The following is a 23,185-nucleotide window of genomic DNA, read 5'->3' as shown; positions in this document are numbered from 1 at the left end:
GCTGCAAATTCAACCATCAAATACCAACACGCCCTACTAATATGCGTGATTTTATTACCCTTGATGTAAGCCACACGGGAATGCGCTACAACCAACAAGTAATACAACACACACTTTATTTTTTGCAAACAGGTGCATTTTTCCCCCCAACACAAAGAACCACGGCCCATTATTAACCACCTAACTGCGGCTAATTTTAGGTAAAAAAAAGCAAGCCATGTGGCTTGCTTTTTAGTGCCCGTTCAAAGGCTACACACTCTCAACATACTTTTTAAAAACGGTAACTTGCACCCAGTGTAATACGACGGTCAGTTAAACCTTGGAAACACAATAGTGCGCTTTCGTTTACACATGATTGGCTAATTTCAGATTCAGTAATATTTACTGCCTCTAAGCCAATATTAAGTTGCTCGTTCACATCATAGCTAATACTTGCATTAAGCTGGCCACGGTCTTCCTGTACCACTGGGAAACCCCAAGGGAAGCTAGACGTACTACCAAAGTCATTTGAACGATACCCTTCACGCCACGTGTAACGCATACGTGCTGATAGGCCAAATTTTTCGTAGTACAGCGTAAAGTTATACGCGTTTTCAGAAAGGTTAAGTAAGCCTTGAATTTCACTTACTTCAATACCTGGCGTACCGGTAGTTGCTGCAAATACATTACTTGCTCTTGAGGTTGCTGAATTTTCGGTTTCACCACCTGAGAACTCTTGAATTGTATAGTTAGCTAGCACACCAAAACCAGAAGCCCACCCTAGGTCTTTTTCAAAGCCTGATAGGTCATACTGAAAGGCAAACTCAATCCCTTTTTGGGTAGTTTCACCAATATCGTTTACTTTTGTTTCTGTACCAACACATACGCCACGGCCATTCTCAGGGCCAAATACGTTTATATCTGCAATGGGGTTAAATATACCGCCACCTTCACATGGCTCTGTTAAGTCGCGATACCCTGTTACAGGGTCTTCAACTGGCGAGGTTAACTGATTTACGTGTAAGTCTTTACGTGTTTTATGAAAAATACCTACGCTAAATACACTTGCCTCTGCAAAATACCACTCTGCCGATAAATCGTAAGACAGTACTTCTTCAGGTTTCAGTGCTGGGTTACCAAATTCAACTTCGTCATTTGGACTTGTGCTGTAGGTAATAGACGTTGATAGGTCGTTATAATCAGGGCGACGAATATCTTTACCAACACCAAAGCGTACAAGTACATCTTCTGATACATCAGCGACAAGGTTTAAACGAGGTAAAATAAAGTCATAGTCAGATTCATTGGTAATACGCGTTACCAGTTCATTACCACTACCATCTTGAGTAACCGAGTTACCGGTAGACTCTACGTCTGTTTGAATGTAACGCACACCAATATTACCGCGTACCATTTCGTACTCAAAGTTAGCTTGTGCATATAGCGCATGAGTGGTTTCTTCTATATCAAAAAAACCTGCAGAACTTGAAGTAGGTGCATTTAATGTTTTGCTTGAACCGTGCGCAGTCATCGCTGCTTGTAATGTGGCAAGTACCGCATCAGGGTCTGAGGCCACAAGCTCTGGATCAATAAGTAAAAAGTCGCCTATGTATAACGAGCGGCCATCAGCTTCGTTAAAGTTATCTGGGCCTGCCACTAATAAGTCGGCAAATAAATCACCTGTTGGGCTATCAGCCATGGTTCTTAAACCAATGCTTGAGGTAATTTCGTTTTGTTTGCTTTGTGATTTACTGTAGCGGTAACCAAAATCAATAGAGGTTACAATTGAGTCTGTGTAATAGGTTGAATCAATACGGAACGCATCTTCAGAGTTTTCAACGGTATCTTGACCAATATTTACATCACGTAGCACTACATTTGCAGGATCTAGTAGTTGTTCAACCGTTGGCGCGTACTCTGCCCCCTCTGCAATACCAAATGCCAATGCGCCACCTGATAAGTCATACTCAAACGGCACACTATTATCATTACCGCCACCAGCATCTAACGGCACATTAGGGTTAATAAAGTTAAGCGTTGTATTAAAGCTAGGCGTAGTTGTATCTGAAGATGATGATGCAATTTCAGCACTAACAAACCACTTATCGCCTTGCCATTCGCCACCGAGTCTAAAAATATTACTGTCGGTAACACGCGAGTTTGTATCACTTGAAAAACGAAGGTTAGGATCGTCATCATCGTTTTCTAAATTAACCGGAATGACACCGCGTAAGGCCGCTTGAATAGACCCAAGGTTGGTACCGCCAAGTGAGCCTAAGTTTACGGTTTCAAATTCATCAGGAACCGAAATATCATTAAGCGCACTTACACCAGAAGCCTGTACACGAGAGCTTTCTTGGCGACGTTCTTGATCGTTAACCACAGCATCAAAATAAAACTTTGTGTTGTCGTTAGGCGCCCATTCAATGGTACCTACAAAGTTTTTAGTTTCGTATTCGTAGTTATCGTAATCTTGTACAAAAAATTGAATCGGTAAAAAGTCAAAAGACTGAGCGCTGGCTACACCGCTATCTGCAGTGATAATGTTATCTCTATCTGCACGTGGGCGAAACGCCGTTACATCTTGCTCTGCGTAGCTGCCGCTCACTAACACACCAAATTTACCGTAATCACCTTCCCAGTTATCAGCAAAAGTTCCCGAAAAACGTGGTTGCAAACCGCTATCAGTGCTTAAGCTACTGTGCTCACCTTGCACTCTAATAGTGGCTAGCTGCTCACCTAAATGCAGTGGGCGAATCGTTTTAAGGTTAATAGTACCGCCTACAGAGCCCTCTATTGTTTTCGCTTCAGGCGACTTTATTACCTCTAAGCTTGAAATAATTGACGCTGATACATCTTCAAAGCTAATACCACTTCGACCAGAGCCTGAGCCCACCGTTGATACACCGTTAATTTCGGTACGGTTAGCATCGGTACCACGAATTTGTACACCTGTGCCTACACCCGCTTGGCGTGTAATTTGAATACCCGTTACGTTTTCTAATACTTCAGCGAGGTTTTGATCGGGTAATTTACCAATATCTTCTGACTGAATAATTTCAACTAGGCTATCTGCAGAGCGTTTTTCAGCAAGTGCATTAGTAAGTGATTGACGAATGCCAGATACTTCGATGATCTCTACATCATCTTCTGCAATTGGCTTGGCTTCCTGTGCGTGTGTGGACATAGAAAGGTTTAATGCTGTGGCAGATATAACTGCTAGCGTAATTTTTGATAACTTGTGATTCATAGTTTTTCCTGTGTGTGTCAGTGCTATGTGTAACTCGCTATATATTTTTTATTAAACGCCTTACCATTTATCTAAATGGTTAACTTAATATTTACAGCAAAAGCACCAAAGGTCAACCTATTGGTAAACCATTTTTTGTAAAAAAAGCAAAAACAGTCATTACCAATAAAAGCCAATTCGGCATGACAAAAACACTTTTATTACTGACCACAATATAACCACTTGTATTTAATGTGCTTTTAAATCTCAATTAAGGTTAAATAACACACAAAAAAAGATTAAAACCCCCTCAATCTCCTCGATATATTTTTTTTATATATACCGCGTTATTTTTATATTTAGCCGCTTTTACCGAATTAATTGGTCAACCAAGATAAAGATAGTAGACTTTTGGCTAACTAATTAGCCTGCCAATAACGCAGCGTTACTAACACTGAGTTTAGTAATGCTGCGCTTTAGGTAAAAAGGTTTAGCCAAGATTTAGTTAAGAGAGTGCGCCGCGATTCAAAAAGCTTAGGTTTAATAGCCCACACGCACATACAAAAAAACCCAATTAGCGGCATACGCTAATTGGGTTTTAAAGTGGGGATCACTGGTTATTGTGTTATAGCTTAAAGCTCATTCCTAAGAATAAACGTGGGCCGTAATCGTTTACTTCACCTAGGTTATCTTCCACAAAGAAGTCTTGTGACTTAGGTGCGCTAAACAAGTTAATGGCTTCAGCTTTAACTCTAAAGTGCTCGTTAATTTTATACGATGCACGCATTTCCCATACACCTACGGCATCAACATAACGTAAGCGGGTACCATTACTGGTATATGGTTGGAAGTATTCACTACGGTATTTGTAAATAATAGCCGTATCAAAGTCACCAATTTGGTAATACAGTTGGCTACTAAATACATGCTCTGAGAAGCCCGGCACCGAACCTGGTTCAATAATACCGGCAGTTAATTGAGTAGTATTGCCATCTAGGTCGGTAACGTATGTATCGCCATATAAGCTATCTTCAAACTCAAAGTCAGTATCTGCAAAGTTATAGCCAAATTTTACACCAATACCATTATCCCAACGGTACGAGAACGATGCTTCTAAACCCAGTATATCGCTATCATTATCGGTTGTTACCGAATTTGTCACTGGTAGTGATACTGTTTCACCGCCAACCACATAGTCTTCAATTACAGTTTGTTGCTGGAAGCCACCTTGGAACTGTTTGTAGTATAGGCTTAGCGCTAAAATAGAATCTTCATTAGGGTACCATTCAAAGGCTAAGTCGTAGTTCCATGACATTAATGGTTGAGTATCAGGGTTACCTGAACCATCTACGGTTAATAAGTCAGAAAGCGATAGCGCAACAGATTGATCGTCTGTTACAAAGTCGCGATCATAGCCTAAATCAGATGGGTCAGCACGTGACATACCACGGTAAATACCCGCACGCAGTAAAATGTCTTCACTGTAATCAACTACTAAGTTAAAGCTTGGCAAGTATTTAGTATAACCACCGCCGCTTTCGGTTCTTTCTAGTGAATCCCCTACATCGAGGGTAACAGCGCCTGTAGTTTCATCTACATCTACAGTGTAATTTGTTCTAAAGCCTACCGAGGTTACATCAGTATCAACAATACGCAGGCCGAAGTTACCACGAATAAACTTACCAAATACTTCGGTGTCGTAGTTTGCCATTAAGTACACTGAGGTGGTTTTTTCAGTAACATCTATGGTACCGGCATTTTCGTACTCAACATCAGGGTAACCAAATTCACCTGTATAATCAGTGTCTGTAGCCGCTACAGCTTGAGAGAAACACACGTTATCGTAGGTCGCCCACGAAGAACCTGTCCCAGAGCTTATTACATTACCGCTACTATCTACATTTGTTACTAAGTTGCCATCCGATACGCTAGATAAAAAATCAGATTCTGGGAAGTCAATTTGACAGCCTTGAAGTATCTCCAATGCTGAGTCATCGCCTATAGTATACTCAGTACGAGAGCCATTACCTTGGCTACCACCAAACTGTATAAAGCTTAGCTCTGAGGCTCTAATACCCCCTTCAATACTGGTAAATATATCGCCCTCTAACGCGTAGTCAAAATCAATACGCGCCGATTTAACTACGTTTTCGCGAACATTTTCACGGTCTAAACGTGTACGTAAGCTATCTGTAAAGTTAGAAATATCAGTTACATCAAAGTCCGTTAAGGTGAAGTGAGGAATTTCATCGCCCATATCCCAGCTAAACAAATTACGGTCTGCGGTTCTACCACGGTTAGAAATTTGTAGCTCTTCACGCTCAGTTTTTGAATACGCTAAATCAAGATTTACAGTAAGGCGGTCGGTTACCGTGTGCTCAATATTAATGCCATAACCTTGGTAGTTTTCTTCACGTGAGAATTGCTCGCCCGCCGATTCAATACGTTCTTCACCTTCCCAATGTAAAATTCCGCCTACATCGTTAGTAACAAGCGTTGGGCCTGTTAAACCAGGTGTTGCGCGTTTTTGTAAAAATATTAAATCGTGGCGTGCTTCTCTTTGTATTCTGTCAGAGATTTGTGCATCAAAGTTAACATCCCACTCAGACGACGGCTGGTATTGCATTGCAATAAATACTGCATCACGCTCATCTGAGGTTTCATTTTGACGATAGCTGCGGCTACTGCCTGTCCATGCGTATGGAGTGCCATCGCTTTCGGCTTTGCCTGTTTCTGGGTCGATGTTTGTTTGATAACCTTGATTGTTACTGCCATTTACTTGGTCTTCACAATCACCTGCGCTGCTTCTGTAAAACTCTTCATTCGTATTAGTTGGGTCATTTAAACATGCCCAAAGTGAAGAGCCCGATGGGCTTGAGCTTCTGTACTCTGCTTCTGGTTGGCTAATATCTTGGCGCTGCACACCAAAAGACACACCCACTGCTTGGCCATCGGCAAACTCAAATTGGTCAACATAACTAAACGTACCACGATAGCCTGTATCACTTTGCAGTGAGTTTTCTACATTACTTTCATCTGGGTTGTAATTTAGTTTTACTTCGCCTTGTACGCGTTGTTTGCCGTAATCTAGCGGGGCAATCGTTTCAAGTGCTATCACACCGGCTACGCCACCTTCAATCATTGAAGCATCTTGGGTTTTGTAAATAGCGACCTTTTTTACAAGCTCTGATGGAAACTGTGAAAAGTTAACCGAGCGATCACCACTACCATTAGTAGCTTCACGGCCATTAATATGGGTTGCGCTTAAAAATGGGCCTAAACCACGAATGGTGATTTCGGTAGCGCCCCCGTTTTCACGATGAGATGCGGCACCGGTAATCGACTCAAGCGCTTCACCAATTGACAGCGCGGGTAAATCACCAATATCTTCTGCAGATAAACCATCGACAACCGTTGTTGCCTCACGCTTAATTGCAATTTGATCTTGTATGGTTCTACGAGTACCTGTAACGCTGATGATTTCTACATCTTGCTCTACTTCAGTCACTTTTTCTTGGGCTTCTTGCTGAGCAAAAGCATTAAATGACAATGAACCTGCCATACCTGCAAGTAAACTTGCTCTAATTAACTTAGCAGCAGGTGAAAGTGCAAAATGATTACAAACAGAGCTGTTTGTAGAATGTTGACGTCTTCGATCCATTTTTAACGACATGCCGCGTTCTCCTTTATCATTGTGTGTGTTGTGCGTAGTTTGCTATTTTTATAAGTATTAATAATGTGCAGTGTGGGCTTATTCATCTTGTGCCACCCACGTAGAGCCTGCACCTACATCAGTGCTTTGGATGTAGTATAAGTTTCTTGCACCTGCTAAGGCTTGTGCTCCATTTGAGTCAGTCTCAAGCAGCGTACTTGTAGCAGTGACAAACTCTGGGATTTCTTTACCATTTGCTTCTGGGTTTTGGTCAATAGCGCCATCGGTGTCGTATTCACCATTGCCATTTACGTTTCTAATATCAACCCATAGGTCGCTCGCATCGCCCGACTCATAACTGTCACTAAAGCCAAAGCTGTTAGAGAACAGTGATTCAGTATGGTTAATTAGGTCACAGTCGTATTCAAAAGAGTGGTCGCTCGACAGCTCGTTAGGGTAAAAGAAACCATAAACAAGCGCGCTGCTTTCAATGGTGTCTTCATCAGTTTGATCGCCCACCCCATTTGCATTTAAATTACCGTTGAAGTTAATTTCAAACGCATTTTTAGTTAAACCATACAGTACAGGGGCATTTTCTGCGGTAAGCTCATCACAATCTCCAACAGGTGCCTTTGAACCTATTTCTGTACTAAATACAAATGGTTGCTGTGAGTTAAGTACCGTATTGTTAGTAACATTAAGGGTAAAGTCGCCTGCGCCATCAAGCACAGCTTGGTTACCTCCATTTGGCACCCCGCCATCAGCTTGTGAAAATGGGTTAGCGGTAAATACAATACCACCGGCTTCTTTATTACCTGAGCGAATACCAGCGATGTAGTTATTGCTTACAGTGTGACCTAAAGGCGTAACTAGCACGCCGGCAGGACGATCGCTTGAACTTGCAATATCAGTGGTACGAATAATAATGTTGTCTGATACCGTATTAAATCCACCATCTTCAAGCGAAATACCGCCATTAGGATTTAAAATGGTATTGCCTTTAATCGTCGCGCCAGAGGTTTGTACGCGCATTAAACGTCGGCCTGTAACAAAGTTTTCTACTCGGTTATATTGAATAGTAAAGTTTGCATCATCAGCAGAGCCTGTACCTGTTGTACTCCCTGCGTTAATTAAGTGCAGGCTAGAGTTACCAAAATTTGGGTTGCTGCTGGTACCTGTGAAAAGGTTATATTGAATAACGTGGTTAGTGCTCGATGAAGACATTTTTATCACCGAACCATTTTCTGCTTTATCGCGGTTGGCAAAGGTATTACGCTCAACCATTGCGGCGTCGCCTTTAAGCATTAACCAATGGTAGGTAGAGTTATTTAACGTCTCTGCTTCACCATCGATAGTATTTTGTGTAAATGTGAAGTTGTCACCCTCAGAATAAATAACGGCATCTTCTTCGGTTTCACAAAAGCCACCCGATTTAGTATCAATATTTTTAAATGTAAGGCCTTCAATACCCGCGCCATCAACCCCACTGGCTACATGAATACAAAGCTCGCCACTAATTACCGGGCTTTGTCCTTCAACAGCTTTAAGTGTTGCTGCGCTGGTTAGCATAATGGCATCAAGATCGGCATATACACCGGTATTTAAACCAAGCACATCGCCATCACCAAGCCCTGCATTAATAGCACCTAATAGCGCATCTGCATCGCTTATCACTTGCGTGTACACTACTGTATCGGCGGCACCGGTAATTGTGCTTGAAAAGCCATCGTTATCGGTATAACTCGCAGTGACCGATATAATCGCGCCAGCTTGATTAGTTGGCGTAAATGTTTTGCTGTTGGTATCTGCAATTGCAACGCCATCAGCAAGCCAAGTGTAAGTAACGTTTTGCTCATCTACCCCATTGTTATCGCTAATTTCAGCGGTTAATTCGCTAGTCACTAAATATGGCGTAGCCCCTGAAATGGTGATACTACCCGCTTCATCTACAGCCTCTGCAGAAACAGCAATGGTTGCCTCAGAAAGGTTGTCTTCGGTAAAACCGTGATCGTCCGTGTAGGTAACCTGCACGGTAATAAATTGCCCTAATAATGACTCATCTACAACGTAAGTGCTTTGCGTGGCACCACTAATTGCAACCTCATCAGCAAACCATTGGTAAGTAATTGTGCCGCTTGCGCCATCTTCATCTGTTATTTCGGCTGTAAGTGTATTACCCACCGTAGGTGTGCCAACAATAGCCACCGACCCTTCTGAATTTGCACGCTCTACTGGCGCTGTGGCAGTTGATGTAGCTGACTCTGCAAAGCCTCTGCTATCTTCAAATGCTGCATTTACGGTTATAACTTTACCTAGTTGCGATTCGGTAATAGTGTAGGTTGCTAAGGTTTCATCGGCAATTTCAACATCATCTGCAAACCATGTATATGCTACAAGCGCCGGATCAAAACCATTTTCATCCGCTACATTAGCACTTAGTTCATTACCTATAATTGCATCACCGTTAATTTCTACCGTGGCCGCAAAAGGAATAGCTGACACTTCATCGGTGGGCTCACTTAAATGTGATTCATTAACACCGCTGTCATCTGTATAAAGTGCTTGTGCTGTAATTGCAAAACCAATTTGCTCATCTGTTAATGTAAAAGTTGCGTCATTAGCGCCACTTATAACTTGTCCGTCGGCGTACCAGTAGTAGCTTACTTCGCCAGAAATACCATCGGCATCATTTACGCTGGTCGACAATGTTTCGCCCGTTAACGCTGTACCTGATAGAGCAATAGAGCCCAATGTGTTGTTATTATTATTTGAATCCGTGTCACAACCTATAATGGCAGCTGCAACAGCACATAATGCAAAATGTTTTAATTTCATCATGGCTCTATTCTCCTTAATTGTGTGGTTTAGTATTTAGCAGGTGTTATGTGTGATTTACCAAATACTCAGTGTGTTATTACCAAATTATTTTATTTTTACGCCTCATTGTTAACCAACTTGGTAATATAAGCATAATAAAAACACTTTTACCACTATATTCGTTCAAAATTCATCATATCTTATTAACTGAAAGTTAACTTACGTCTATACCTAATAACGCAGCGTTATTACCAATATTAATTTCACGAATAGATAAGCAAACAACCTTTATGAACAATTGGTTTTACCGAAAGGATTGCTCTGTATTTATACTTAGCGCGATAAGCACATAAAGAATGGAGGGGTGGAAAGCACAGGCGTAAAGCTTTAGCTGTAATAGCCTATAGGTATGAATTTTTGATGTGTATATAAAATAACGTAGCCACTGCGTTTAACTCACTATTGTCAGCAGTGGCTTACGTATTATTTAAAAGGCGTAAGGGCACAATAACCGCCCTTTTTTACTGAGGCCTTAGTCAGGTTTAATAAACCGTAGAATTAAAGTAAGTCACAGGTTCACTAGAGCCTAAAATAACAGGCACACGCTGATGCAGCTCATCGGGCTGAATATCTAAAATACGCATACCCTTAGAGGTGGCTATACCGCCTGCGTTTTCAGTAAGCATTGCCAGCGGGTTAGCTTCGTAAAGTAAGCGTATTTTACCGTTTTCATTACCCGCGCGCGTATCTTGCGGGTACATAAATACCCCGCCACGGCATAAAATTCGGTGTACATCGCCAACCATGGCTGCATTATAGCGAATTGAGCTTTTAGCAAATTCTTCTGATGTATACAGTAATTTATCAAAGTAAACTTGTGTTGCTTCATCCCAGTATCGGTAATTTGCCATATTAACCGAGAACTCACGGCTTTTACTCGGTACTGCAAGCTCTGGTTTTGTAAGCAAAAAGCCACCGTGGGTTAAATCGTGTGTATAACAGCGGGTTGGCCCACCTGTACTCATTACTAGTAACGACGATGGCCCATACAGCACGTAGCCTGCACAAACCTGATTAGTACCGGGTTGATTAAATTGCTCATCACTATCGAAGGGCACATCTGCCTTTGCTGGGTAAATGGTAAAAATAGTGCCTATTTGCCCGTTAACATCAATGTTTGATGACCCATCAAGGGGATCAAATGCCACAATATATTTACCATCAGGGTGGGCGCCTACTGCATTATCTTCTTCTTCAGATGCCACTGTTTTTACAAGATCATCATCAATTAAGGTATCTTTTAACAGTTGATTGGCAATGACATCTAACTTTTTTTGCACCTCGCCCTGGATATTTTCGTTAAGGGTAGAGCCTAAAACACCCGCAAGCTCACCTTGGCTTACTCTAAACGCTATTTCTTTTGTGGTTGCTAATAGCGTGCGAATTAACATAATAAGGTCGGTTTCAACCCCATCTTGCTTTAATACTTTATTCAGTCTTTTCATGCGCTATACCTGTTCACACAATTAAGGTCGTCAAAACATTGGATCAGGCGAGCCACCATATGCTGCTCCGACTGACGTAACCACACACGTGGATCATAGTATTTTTTATTGGGTTTATCTTCGCCATCAGGGTTACCAATTTGGCCTTGCAAGTAGCCTTGTTTTTCTTGGTAGTAGTTTAATACCCCGTTCCAACTCGCCCATTGGGTGTCGGTATCAATGTTCATTTTTACCACCCCGTAGGTTAGCGACTCAGCAATTTTACTGTGCTCAGAGCCACTCCCACCGTGAAATACAAAATTAATAGCGTTATGCTCTAAATTAAATTTTTCAGCTACATAGGCTTGCGAGTCGCGTAATATGGTAGGTGTTAATACTACATTGCCAGGCTTGTATACGCCGTGAACGTTACCAAACGAAGCAGCAATGATAAAATTAGGGCTTATTTTACTAAGTCGCTCATAGGCGTAGGCTACATCTTCTGGTTGAGTGTAAAGCGCAGAGCTGTCGAGGTGCGAGTTATCAACCCCGTCTTCTTCTCCGCCGGTACACCCGAGCTCTATTTCAAGTGTCATGCCTATTTTTGCCATCCGCGCTAAATAACGCTCACAAATTTCTATATTTTCTTCCAGTGGCTCTTCTGATAGGTCTATCATGTGCGATGAAAAAAGCGGCTTGCCTGTTTGTGCAAAATACTTTTCGCCTTCATCTAATAAACCATCAATCCAAGGCAGTAGTTTTTTTGCTGCGTGATCTGTGTGCAGCATGACAGCAACGCCATAGTGCTTCGCCACGTTATGCACATACTGTGCAGCACTTATTGCCCCAACAACGGCAGATTGCTGGCCCTCTAGTGCTAAACCTTTACCACAAAAAAACTGCGCTCCCCCATTAGATAGTTGAATAATGACCGGCGACTTCATTTTTTTTGCGGCCTCTAAGGTGGCATTAATTGACGATGTGCTCACCACGTTTACAGCAGGCAATGCATACTGATGCGTTCGTGCGTGTTTATACACTTCGCTTACTTCATCGCCAACAACAACGCCTGGTGCAATGGTTGGGGCTAAATAATTCATTTTTTGCTCCTTGCTATTTTAAAGCCTCGATACAAGAGTCTGTAATGGCTTGCCAATTACCCTGCGTTACCCATTCTTTTTTAGCAACCCAGGTACCGCCTACTGCAAATACATTGTTTAACGACAAGTAATCCATTTTATTTTTTTCGCTTACACCGCCGGTCGGGCAAAAGCTCACTGCACGAAATACAGATGAGACAGCAGAGACAAACGGCGCACCACCAGCCAGTGAAGCAGGAAAGAGTTTTTGCTCTTCAAAACCATACTCAAGCGCCATTAATATATCGCCGGTATTTGATACACCTGGCAATACTGGCACGTTACACTTAATCAGCTCACTTAATAGTGTAGGCGATACAGCGGGAGTAACTATAAAATCTGAGCCTGCTTCTAGCGCTTGCTTTAAAATTGTTTCGTTAATAACGGTGCCTGCGCCCACTTTTAGCCGTGGAACCTGTTCTTTTATGGCTTTAAGCGCATCAATTGATGCATCTGTTCTAAGAACAACTTCTACCAAAGTTAGGCCTGCCTCTGCCATTGCTTTAGCAATGTTTACACCTTGCTCTGGCGTGTCTGCTTGAATTATAGGTAGCAGAGTTTGCCCTGCCATTAGTTCAGAAAAGCGAGTCATGCGTTATTTCCCTTATTTTTAAATAATCGTGCTACTTAGTGTTATAAATTGAGTAAATTAGCCAGTTAGAGACCTGATTTAGCCATGGCTTGTTGAAAAACATCTTTTGGTGCAATAGCACCGGGTTGCTGAATAACAGCGCCGGCAGCCTGCGCGCCCAGTTTAACTGCATCACTTATAGGGCGCCCATCTAAGCGCGCTCCTAAATATACACCGTTAAAGGCATCGCCTGCGGAGGTTGTATCAACAACGTTTTTAACCGGCGTAATACTGTGGCTTTGCACTGTATTAGCCTCTTTTGTAATGACTGAATCGGGGCCGTTTTTTACTATAATTTCGTTAATGTTGTACGGAGCCAAATAATCAATTACCGCTTCTACACTTTGCACGTTGTAAAGCGTTTCTAAGTCTTCAACGCCGGGTAACGTAATATCGGCTAGGCTAAATGCACTATGGTATTGCGCTTTAGTTTGCTCAACGTTATCCCAAAGTCGCGCACGGTAATTTGGGTCAAATACTATTTTTACACCCGCGGCTTTAAGTTGCTTTACTATGTCCCAAAACTGCGCTCTTGCTTGCTCTTCTATTACGGCTAAAGAAATACCCGAAAAGAAAAACATATCACCCGATGACAGCTGCTTAACAAGCTCAGGGCTGATAAATTCAACCACCTTTTTGGCTGCTGAATCATCCCGCCAGTAAATAAAACTGCGCTCGCCTTGCTCGTCCGTTTCTATGTAATACATACCTGGGACTTTACTGTTATGAGCAAATACATAGTCTGTATTTAATTGCTCACTTGCAAAACGCTCACGCATTTTTTTACTTAAGTTATCTTCCCCTAAAGCGGTAATAACTGAGGTGGTGATTTGTGGGAAACAACGCTTTAAGTAAACTGCCGAATTGTATACGTCACCTGCAAATGACTGATGCAATGTAGAGGGAACAGTCGCTCTTAACTCAATCATGCACTCGCCAATAAAGTAAATATTTTTCATTATTATCACTTACCTTAGGTAGTAAATGGCTGTGAGAAACACAGCCATTGCCAACAAATTAGTTAGGCTTTTTCAATGGTTCAATTTTTGGAATTAAAATCCATACAGCTGCCATTGCAATAATCGCTAAAGACGCGCCTATCACAAACGCCGGTGTATAATTACCGTCCGCTGTTAAAATAGGTACCAATGACGTAAGCCCTACAGCACCTAATTTAGCGGCCATTCCAGAGAAGCCCGACAACGTACCTACCGCTTTTTTACCTAGTAAGTCGCTTGGTAAGGTTTGCACGTTACCAATGGCGGTTTGAAAACCAAATAAAATAACAGCCATAATAAGTACCGCAATTACCGGCTCGCCTGGGTTTGCCATTGCAAGCAGCGCCGGCAACATAATTAAACACCCTAATGTGATGGTCAGCTTACGCGTTTTATCGGTATTCCAGCCTGCTTTAAGGCGGTTTTGGGCAAGTAAGCCACCAAACCAAGCACCAAACATAGCGCCTACATACGGAACCCAGCCATAAATACCAATCGCTTTAACATCCATGCCATACACTTCGTTTAAGTAAATTGGTATCCAAAAAACAAATAACCACCAAATAGGGTCGATAGCTGCAGAGGCTATAATTACGCCCCAGCTTTGCTTACGAGAAAGTAACTCGCCTGTAGACGGGTTATATTCTTCTTCGTCATCGCTTGTTACATCGCCGTTATCATCAACGCGTCTTTGTCCGGTAAGAATGTACTCACGCTCTTCTTCACTTATCCAAGGGTGAGAGCCTGGAGGCGCTTTTACCAATATAATCCAAGGAACTAACCATAAAAAACCTAAGGCACCAACAAATACAAACACCATTTGCCAGCTAAAATACACGGTTAAATAAGCAATAAGCGGGATAGCAATAATGCCACCAATGGCTGCGCCAGAATTAAATATACCTTGCGCTAAAGCACGCTCTTTTGTTGGAAACCACTCGGCATTACCTTTAGCTGCACCGGGCCAGTTACCAGCTTCGGCTACACCTAAAATTGCACGGAAAATACTTAAACTAAGCACCCCTTGTGCAAAAGCATGGGCAACAGTGGCTAATGACCACACACCAATTGAAAGCACAAAACCTAAACGCGTGCCAACCCAGTCAAAAATTTTGCCAAAAATAGCTTGGCCAAATGCATAAGCAAATACGAATACTATAGAAATATTAGCGTAAATTTGTTTACGCTCTAACGCAGATTCATCAGGGAACATCTCTTCCACAATGTCTGGCCATAAAACGCTAAGCGCTTGACGGTCGATGTAGTTAATAATGGTAGCAAGTGCAATTAGCACTATAACCCACCAGCGTAAGCCTTGAATTTTCATAGGTTATTCCTCAAGAAAGTCTTCACGAGCTGGGCTAAAGGTATCAATCAGTATACCGCCAGTTGGGCACGTTGCACCGTGATCAGCAAAAGGAGGAATAAAACAGCTATCACCCGCTTTTAAGATTTTAGTTACGCCATCAATGTTAAAGTGAAACTCACCCTCAACCACATACGTTACTTGCGAGTGCCTGTGTGCATGGTTATAACCAATAGCCCCTTCTGAGAACCAAATTTTCACGGCCATTAGCTCTTCGTTATAGCCAAGCATTTGGCGTTTTAAGCCATTACCTAAATCTTCAATCTCGGTTTCGTTACCAAATGAAAAGTGTGCACTTTGCTTTTGCATCCTGTTTACTCCTGATTATTCTTCATCGCATAAACGCCAAGGCGGCCATTTAAGGTGAATGCTTTATTTTGATATGTGAATGTGTGTTTAGCTGCTTTATCGGCTTTGTTGATAGCAACCAAATAAGTATTATTTTTTACTTTAACTTCAATTAGGTCTAAGTGCTCTTGTGCGCCATACTTAAGTGACGATACACGGCTAACAGCCTCTAGGGTATATTCTTTACTTGGGTTGTATTCACCGTGAGGCTCAAGTACTGAAATAAATTTATGCTGTTTTTTACCTTCTACACGGCGAATATAGCCATTTTCGTTACGAAGGTTAAAGTGTGGATCGTTTGCCCCTATTTGCGTAAATAAGAAAGACTCATCCCCTTTCACTAGGCTTGTTTGTGTATAAAAACGGCCGTTGTCGTTTAACCACGTTACCTTTGCTAGGCCTTCATCTGGTTGTGCCTGTGCTTTTAACCATAAATGTTGATAGCCATTTTTATCACCCAGCGCAGCTAAGCTTTTGGTGTTACCAAGTAACTCAAAGCTGGTATCAATTAATTGGCCTTTGTAATGCAGTGGTAAATCAATTTTATGGGAGGTATCTGCAGTCACATTAAAAATATCAACTGCAAGCGTGCTTTCAAGCATAGGTAAATTAATTAACGCTAACGTGCGTTCAAGCTCAACACCTTTGTAAGCGGTGCTTATTTGCCCACTTGACACCGTTCCGTATTGGTTTGTTTCAAAGAAATTAAGCGTAGGATGATTGTTATTACCCACTTTAACATTTGCATTAAAATGCGAGGTTTCATCAATCACAACTGTATTGTGTGCCACGGTATGTTTTGCGTAAGTTTCGTTTTCTGGTAGGTAACGACCACCGTATTTAGCCTCAACATTTAAAAAACGTGCAGCGCCATAATCAGACACAATTTCATTGCCATGATCGTAAAACTGCCAAGTTAATTTATCAAAATGTCCATGCCCTAAACCCTGTGCGGCAGGTTTAAATAAAAGTGCTTGGTCGCCACCAGTTTGCGTACGCATTACTACCAACGCCCCTTGCTCGCCATCGTTACCATCGCCAAACGCTACCGATTTAAATACATAAGGGGTTTGCTTATTTTTATCCAGTGCTTGAGCCACCTTTAGGCCATCGCCAGAGAGTATTATTTGATTTTGCTTTTTGGCTATATCTAAGTAACCAGTATCGTGTGTTAAACCGTAAGCGGCTGTTACACCGTGTACCAGCTCTATTGTGTCTATACCTTTACTTTTAATTGCATCGTTTATCGGGAAAAACAAACCGTTATAGCTTAGCTGAATAGTGGTATCAATGGCTTTAAGTAATATGCCATCGCGATATTCAAAAATGTCTCGCTGCGGTTCGTTGTTTTCAATTGCTTTAGCAAAGGTAACAAACGGAAGTAGTGCAAAGCGTTGATAATAAGGACCTTCGTTGTAATAGCCCTGTGGCGAAAACAGCATGTCTAGCTGCTTAATAAAGCCACCCTCGCCCGATTTATCTAAATCGTAAAGAGACTTTTCGACCCACTCAGATTCATCTAACACATACCCTGCCATGCCTACACCGGCTGTAGCCCACGTACCATGGTTATGTACCTTGTTAAAGGTTGATGGCTGGCCTTGTGATAAAAATAACGATACTGGGCGCAGTAAGTCATTTTCGATGGTTTTAATATTAGCGGCGCTTAACGCATCATGCACTAAATCGTATGCTTGAATGGTATAAACAAGCCACATGGCCTCATTAAGGCTTTGCCAAAATAGTTTACCTGGGTTTTGCGACTTAACTTTGCGCTTAGGGTGTACATCAAGTGTTGGGTATAATTTGGCATACTCAAGCAACATATCACGTACGTAATGAGCGTATTTATCATCTTGGCTTAGCTGATAAATAACACCGGCGTTATACATAAGCTGATAATTTTTTTTGTGACGTTCGTGGGTATACCCTCCCCCACCGTCTTTTGGTACAGGCACTGTTATAGGGCTTTTAATTTGCTCATCCACTTGTGCTTTAAGCGCTGCAAATGCGTTGGCAAACTTGCCCTGTTCGTTGTTGCTAATTGCTTGGCGCATTTGCTGTACATCATCATTGGTTATTACCAAATTTGGATGCGCTGCGTAGGCGTTTATCGATAAAACTAAGGCACTTACAGTAACACCCAGCGTTTTAAATAATGACTTATTTTGGGTTAAATTCATCATTGTTAGTTCACCTTATTTAAAACGTTGTTATTTTTAATCGTTGCCGTGTGCGGGCCCGCTACACGTAACTCTTTTACGTTTGGTGCTTGAGTTGCATCAAAGGTGTTATCTGTAATGGCTGTTATTGGCTCACCAACCGTGTGCTCAATTTTAATCGGTGCCGATTTTTCAAATACGTTGCTTGCAATATTTGTGACTTGTACACCGTGCGCATACACACTCGCTTGCGCCTTGTTGCGCTTACCTAAACCTACTTTAGTTAGGGTGTTATTGGTCATTAATAAATGCGGACCAAAGGTGCTTTCATCACTTCCACCTCGGTATAACTTAACGACTCCACCGGCTACCTCATTAAAGGTATTGCTTTTAAGTGTTACATACTCTGCGTTATAAATACCTAAGTCTTCTATTTCGGTATCGAGACGTAAAATATCGCCAGTTACATTTTTAAAGGTGTTATTTACTAACGTGATTTCATCTGCCATCGCCCCTTTACCCGTTACAAAAAAGTGAAATGAGTGATTAATATTAAGATTAGTTAATTGTGAGTTGTGTATTTCAAAGCGGTAGTTATCAACCATGCCCCACTTTTTAGTACGTACCACACTATTATTAATGGCATCAGGTGCGTTTTCACCCGAAATAACTAAACCATCTAGCTTTAAGCTACCGCCATCATGAATTTCGAATAAGGTGGAGCGTTGGTAGGTCAGCTTAGCTTTGCCAGTATGTTTAGCCTTAAGGGTAAGCACTTTTGTTATTTTAACGAGTTTAGATACATCGTATTGACCATCTGCAAGCTCTAATACATCACCCGTTTGGGCTGCATTGATTGCGTTAAGTAAGGCATCTGCAGTTGCTTTAACCTGGTGAGTTTTACCCGTATCAAATGCTACAACTTGCTCTGTTTTTGGATACCAACTAACGCCGGTATCGGCCTTTTTTAGCACCTTTAAACCGCGTTTAGCACCTGCACTAATTTTGCTTGATTCAGGATACAGTAAACCGTTACTAGCTCTGGTTAGTGTTACATTTTGCTGTTTAACACCGTAATTTAACTCTTTTAATACCTGGGTATTAGCTACATTTTCACTAAATTTAATACCGCTTACATCATCAAAGGTTGTAAAAGGCTGCTCGCCATTTTGATTAATAATAAGGTTATTTTTCATTACGCTATTAATTGGTGCAGCGCTACGCTCGCTATCACTACCTGCACCAAGTTGTATATGACGCACATTTACATAGGTATTGTTTTCAATTGTCGCGTTTTCTACCTGATGGTAGCGATTTATTGGTGAGTTAGGTACGCCGTTCATAACCGTAAAACCACTGCCAAAACGGTAGCCTGTTAAACCTTCTAAGTAGTTATTTTTTACTGTTTGGTTTTTATTAATGATGCGAATGCCACCTGTGTGATCTACACCGTTACCAAAAAAAACGTTCTCTTCTATAATATTGCCATTACCATGGCGCAGCGTTAGTGTGCCGCGAGATTCAAAAAACACATTATTGCGGATTTGGTTTTTCCCTGATTTAACCGAGATTATTTCTACTTCGCCGTTAGTACGTTCAAAGTAGTTGTTTTCAACTACGGTAAATGAATCACTTAATGAATAGTGGCTAGTACCAATGCGCAGTGTTTCACCGCCGTTAGATCCAAAAGTAGGACGATAGCCAAAGAAGTTATGATCAATTTGATGGTGGTTTTGTTGGCTTTGCTCACTATTAAGCCTTACTGCAACCGTAACGCCTTTGTTACGTTTACCTACTAAGTGGCTGTGATCAAAACGATTGTGTTTACCATATAGAGCCACCCAATAGTCTGATTCTCGTTTATCGGGGTTATTGTAGTTATCGATAACGACTTGTGTTACGCGGGAGTGAGTAGCAAGCTCATCTTTATTTTTACGAAATTCAATAACGGCTGAGCTAGGCGTATAACCATTTTTAAATACAAGTCCTGACACTTCTAAATACGAACCCGCCAGTCTTAAATTAGATTGCCCTGATAAAATAACATTACCCTTGGTCTGCGCTGTAAGCTTTATAGGGGCGTTTTTGGTTCCTTGGCCTTGTAATAAAATTTCGAAATTAGACCACGTACCGTCTTTGAGAGTTATTTTATCGCCGGCAACGAGTTTGTCAGAGATTTCTTGAAAAGCTTGTTTAGTGTCTACAAAATAATCTTTGGCTGCCAATTGTGTGGATGTGCACCCAATAAGAACTAGGCTAAGCTTTATTATATTAATTAAACGCATAGATAACTCTTTTTCAGTGTGACCGGAAGTAATGCCTTATCAATAGTAATGCTGCACTCATTGCACAAAGCAGGTTAAATCTAGCCAATTGATGTTGTGTGTGTTTTGGTGCTTTAACTACGTTAAAGCACCCAATGTTGTTGGTATTACTTTTCTAGAGTTTTAAAGTAATCAAAAATTTCTGGTACGTTGCCTTGCCCCATACCTGCATCAAATGCCGCTTGTAAGTTAGCAGATGACCCTTCAGCAATTTTTGATTCAGTCCCAAGGTCTGAAACCATTTGTAGGAAGTAGCCTAAATCTTTGTTTGCATTGGCAATTGAAAAACCAAGGTCGCTTACGTTGTCTACCGCGTAGTTTTTACAAAATTGCATAAATGGAGAGCTAGAAGGCCCTGTCGACATAATGTCAAATAGTTGCTGGCGGTCTACACCCGCTTTGTCTGCTACAGCAAACGCTTGTGACATAGCACATACCGTGGTCATACCCATAAAGTTATTGATTAACTTAGTTGTATGTCCTGCGCCTAGCTCACCTAGGTGAAATACGTTTTCGCCTTGATCTTCAAGTACAGGTTTAACTTTATTGAAGGTGTCAATATCACCCGCTGCCATAATATTTAATAGGCCGTCTTTAGCATGGGCTGGAGTACGCCCTAGTGGTGCGTCAATCATGCCTGCGCCTTTAGCGGCTAGATCAGCACCAATTTTTTTAGTAGATGAAGGAATTGATGTACCAAAATCAATTAATACCGCGCCTTCTTTAATACCCGCTAAAATGCCATCTTCTGCGTACACAATTTTTTCAACAACTGCTGATGTTGTTAAACAAAACATAATTATGTCTGCACCTTGTGCAAGCTCTTTTGCAGTGCTTGCTGTTTTTGCGCCTCTGCTAACGCATGCAGCAACCGCATCTTTGTTTAAATCCATAACAATAAGCTCATAGCCTTTGTTCTGTAAGTTTTCGGCCATATTGCCGCCCATTAAGCCAAGGCCGATAAAACCGATTACTGGTTTAGACATGAATAACTCCTAAATATGATGGCGCGTGCTTTTATGAGTACGAGTAATGATTTACCCCATAAATAGGTACGCTGTGTCGTTTAATTCAATTTGCTAAAGTAACCCTGAGCATGTTCGTTTGAATAAGTAACCCGCCGCGTTATTACCATTTGAGCGAATAAAAACAGAGTGATTACACGCTGTATATTGTTGACCGATTACGTATTTATTTCGTTATGCTTAGCATTGCTTTGATTATTTATTAATACCTTGGAGAAGCTAAAACCAAGCAACTTACCAATTGGTATGCAAAAACTGTATTACCATACACCAATCTTGTCAACCAATAAGTTAACTTTGTAAACCAAGGTAATTTACAATTTATTTCAAATCAACAAAATAACAATAATAAACAACTAGTTATAGGTAGTATGGAAATCAAATTAATTCCACTCACTTTTCCCTTCTTTGGTTAGAGCTTAATAAAAAATAGGTTGACCAATAAGTGCAACAACTTTATAAACTCGTATAAATAGCGTGGCTATAATTACATTGTGCACTAACCCATTGTTGGTAAAACCACTAATTTAGTGTGCTAATATTATGGCAATCCGTGGTTGTAAATGCCTAGCCTTGCCCACATTTAGCTTAAATTGCCCGAACTCAGGTTAAGAAGTTTACTTACGTATTAAATCGTACTGATATTTTAATTTATTTCACAAGCCGAGGTTTTCAGTGAAGGCAAAGCCACTTGCGCGGCAATAGCTAGGCTTATTGCAAGTAAATTTGACGCAATGAGTGCGCAAATAGCTGGTTAATATAAACTTATTGTTCACAGTTGAGGTAAAATAAGCCCCTAGGTATATGGCAGGCTCTGGCCTTTGCAATGCGGTTATGGATACTCCATAAAGACGCTATGCTCCACACCTATTTAAATTTAAACTCACAGAGGTAACCTAAATGCGTTTATTACACACAATGTTGCGTGTAGCCGACTTAGAAAAGTCACTTTCTTTTTATACACAGATTTTAGGAATGAAAGAATTACGCCGTTCTGACAACGAAGAGTATCGTTATACATTAGCTTTTGTAGGGTATGGTGAAGAGGATAGTAATACTGTGTTAGAGCTTACTTATAATTGGGATGAAAATAGCTACGATCTTGGTAATGCATATGGCCATATAGCTATTGAATTTGACGATATATACAAGGCATGTGACGACATAAAGGCCGCTGGTGGAAACGTCAGTCGAGAACCGGGGCCAGTAAAAGGTGGCACAACAGAAATTGCTTTTGTGAAAGACCCTGATGGCTATTCAATTGAGCTTATTCAGAAAAAGAAAAACAAAGCTCACTAGGGAATAAAATTTATCAAAAAGGTGCCTAGTCGCACCTTTACCTTAGTTGGCTATCTTTACTTGCTCGGCGGTTTACGCCAGCAACGCCTTTGCCTTTAGCCTCAAGCTCGCTTTGACACGCCACACAGTGCCTAACACCTGGCAGCGCTAACCTGCGTGCCTGTGGTATTTCACAATCACACTCATCACAGAATTCAGCACTCGCGCCTGAGATTAAATTTTGCCTTGCATATTGCACTGCATCGTTAACACTTGCATCGATTTGATCTTGAATTGCGCCATCACGCGCCCAACCACTTGCCATAATTAACTCCTAATAATAAGAAATTAAGCTAAAAGGTTAGCAGCACAGCGCTTTATAAATGCTGAATATTTTGTACAGGCTTTATTGATTGAGCTATTTAAAGGATGAATAAATATGGTTAAGAGTAATTTGAAATTTAGTTGTGCTATCCATTTTATCTACACATGCAGTTATAAGTATGTATTTTTAACGCAGCTAGCAAAAAATTTATCACTGTAAATGAATAATTATTATTGCGGATCGGTCTTGAAAACCAAAGAAATTATACGTAGGTGATTATTAATTAAATAGATAGGTTTTTAGATATTGAAGAAAATTAAAAGTGTAAAACTAAAATTTTAACGGATAAGCGGTAGAAATTAATGCACTGGATAGCGCTGAGGAAGTTATAGATTTATACACTACTAAAATAGTAAGTGGCGTCCCCA

General features: G+C 41.2%; 14 protein-coding genes. 1 reads left to right on the top strand and 13 read right to left on the bottom strand.

What is annotated here, in order from left to right; all coding sequences use genetic code 11:
* Window positions 1-271: 271 nt before the first annotated feature.
* The 12 genes from CWB60_RS17455 to CWB60_RS17400 form a co-directional block, all read right to left on the bottom strand.
* Window positions 272-3,229 (bottom strand): TonB-dependent receptor, encoded by a 2,958-nt coding sequence (locus CWB60_RS17455; protein ID WP_138579780.1) that lies wholly within the window; start codon window positions 3,227-3,229, stop codon window positions 272-274.
* A 604-nt stretch (window positions 3,230-3,833) separates the two neighbouring features.
* On the bottom strand, window positions 3,834-6,881 hold the full coding sequence (locus tag CWB60_RS17450; RefSeq protein ID WP_138579781.1) for a TonB-dependent receptor: 3,048 nt from the start codon (window positions 6,879-6,881) through the stop codon (window positions 3,834-3,836).
* A gap of 78 nt (window positions 6,882-6,959) precedes the next feature.
* Window positions 6,960-9,695, bottom strand: coding sequence for a poly(beta-D-mannuronate) lyase (locus CWB60_RS17445; RefSeq protein ID WP_138579786.1), 2,736 nt, complete (start codon window positions 9,693-9,695; stop codon window positions 6,960-6,962).
* A gap of 524 nt (window positions 9,696-10,219) precedes the next feature.
* Window positions 10,220-11,182 (bottom strand): class 1 fructose-bisphosphatase, encoded by a 963-nt coding sequence (locus CWB60_RS17440; protein ID WP_138579782.1) that lies wholly within the window; start codon window positions 11,180-11,182, stop codon window positions 10,220-10,222.
* A complete protein-coding gene (gene fbaA, locus CWB60_RS17435) occupies window positions 11,179-12,261 on the bottom strand; it encodes a class II fructose-bisphosphate aldolase (protein WP_024034154.1) in 1,083 nt (360 codons plus the stop codon). Before fbaA ends, CWB60_RS17440 begins: the two co-directional genes overlap by 4 nt.
* Window positions 12,262-12,274: 13 nt before the next feature.
* Window positions 12,275-12,892, bottom strand: a complete 618-nt coding sequence (eda, locus tag CWB60_RS17430; RefSeq protein ID WP_138579783.1) for a bifunctional 4-hydroxy-2-oxoglutarate aldolase/2-dehydro-3-deoxy-phosphogluconate aldolase — start codon at window positions 12,890-12,892, stop codon at window positions 12,275-12,277.
* 65 nt (window positions 12,893-12,957) lie between these two features.
* Window positions 12,958-13,890, bottom strand: a complete 933-nt coding sequence (locus CWB60_RS17425; RefSeq protein ID WP_138579784.1) for a sugar kinase — start codon at window positions 13,888-13,890, stop codon at window positions 12,958-12,960.
* A 58-nt stretch (window positions 13,891-13,948) separates the two neighbouring features.
* Window positions 13,949-15,256: an MFS transporter gene (locus tag CWB60_RS17420; RefSeq protein WP_024034157.1), complete on the bottom strand. Its 1,308-nt coding sequence runs from the start codon at window positions 15,254-15,256 to the stop codon at window positions 13,949-13,951.
* Between the two features lie 3 nt (window positions 15,257-15,259).
* Entirely contained in the window at window positions 15,260-15,604 is a 345-nt protein-coding gene (locus CWB60_RS17415) for a cupin domain-containing protein (protein WP_004589273.1), read from the bottom strand.
* Between the two features lie 5 nt (window positions 15,605-15,609).
* Window positions 15,610-17,829 carry a heparinase II/III domain-containing protein gene (locus tag CWB60_RS17410; protein WP_417655701.1) on the bottom strand — a complete coding sequence of 740 codons (2,220 nt, stop codon included), beginning with the start codon at window positions 17,827-17,829 and terminating at the stop codon, window positions 15,610-15,612.
* A 2-nt stretch (window positions 17,830-17,831) separates the two neighbouring features.
* Entirely contained in the window at window positions 17,832-20,090 is a 2,259-nt protein-coding gene (locus tag CWB60_RS17405) for a chondroitinase-B domain-containing protein (RefSeq protein ID WP_138579785.1), read from the bottom strand.
* A gap of 146 nt (window positions 20,091-20,236) precedes the next feature.
* Window positions 20,237-21,115, bottom strand: coding sequence for an NAD(P)-dependent oxidoreductase (locus tag CWB60_RS17400; protein ID WP_024034160.1), 879 nt, complete (start codon window positions 21,113-21,115; stop codon window positions 20,237-20,239).
* Between the two features lie 939 nt (window positions 21,116-22,054).
* Between CWB60_RS17400 and gloA the strand changes: the two genes are divergently transcribed.
* Window positions 22,055-22,453, top strand: coding sequence for a lactoylglutathione lyase (gloA, locus tag CWB60_RS17395; RefSeq protein WP_004589277.1), 399 nt, complete (start codon window positions 22,055-22,057; stop codon window positions 22,451-22,453).
* A 37-nt stretch (window positions 22,454-22,490) separates the two neighbouring features.
* Here gloA and CWB60_RS17390 read toward each other — a convergent pair whose 3' ends face one another.
* Complete coding sequence (locus CWB60_RS17390) at window positions 22,491-22,757, bottom strand: DksA/TraR family C4-type zinc finger protein (RefSeq protein WP_024034161.1); 267 nt, start codon at window positions 22,755-22,757, stop codon at window positions 22,491-22,493.
* Window positions 22,758-23,185: the final 428 nt, after the last annotated feature.

Origin of the sequence: Pseudoalteromonas sp. S327, from assembly GCF_005886415.1 — a bacterium.
In the GTDB taxonomy this organism is placed as follows: Bacteria; Pseudomonadota; Gammaproteobacteria; order Enterobacterales; family Alteromonadaceae; genus Pseudoalteromonas; species Pseudoalteromonas atlantica.
The sequence above is the reverse complement of the archived record's forward strand: the minus strand, read 5'-3'. Positions and strand labels throughout refer to the sequence as shown.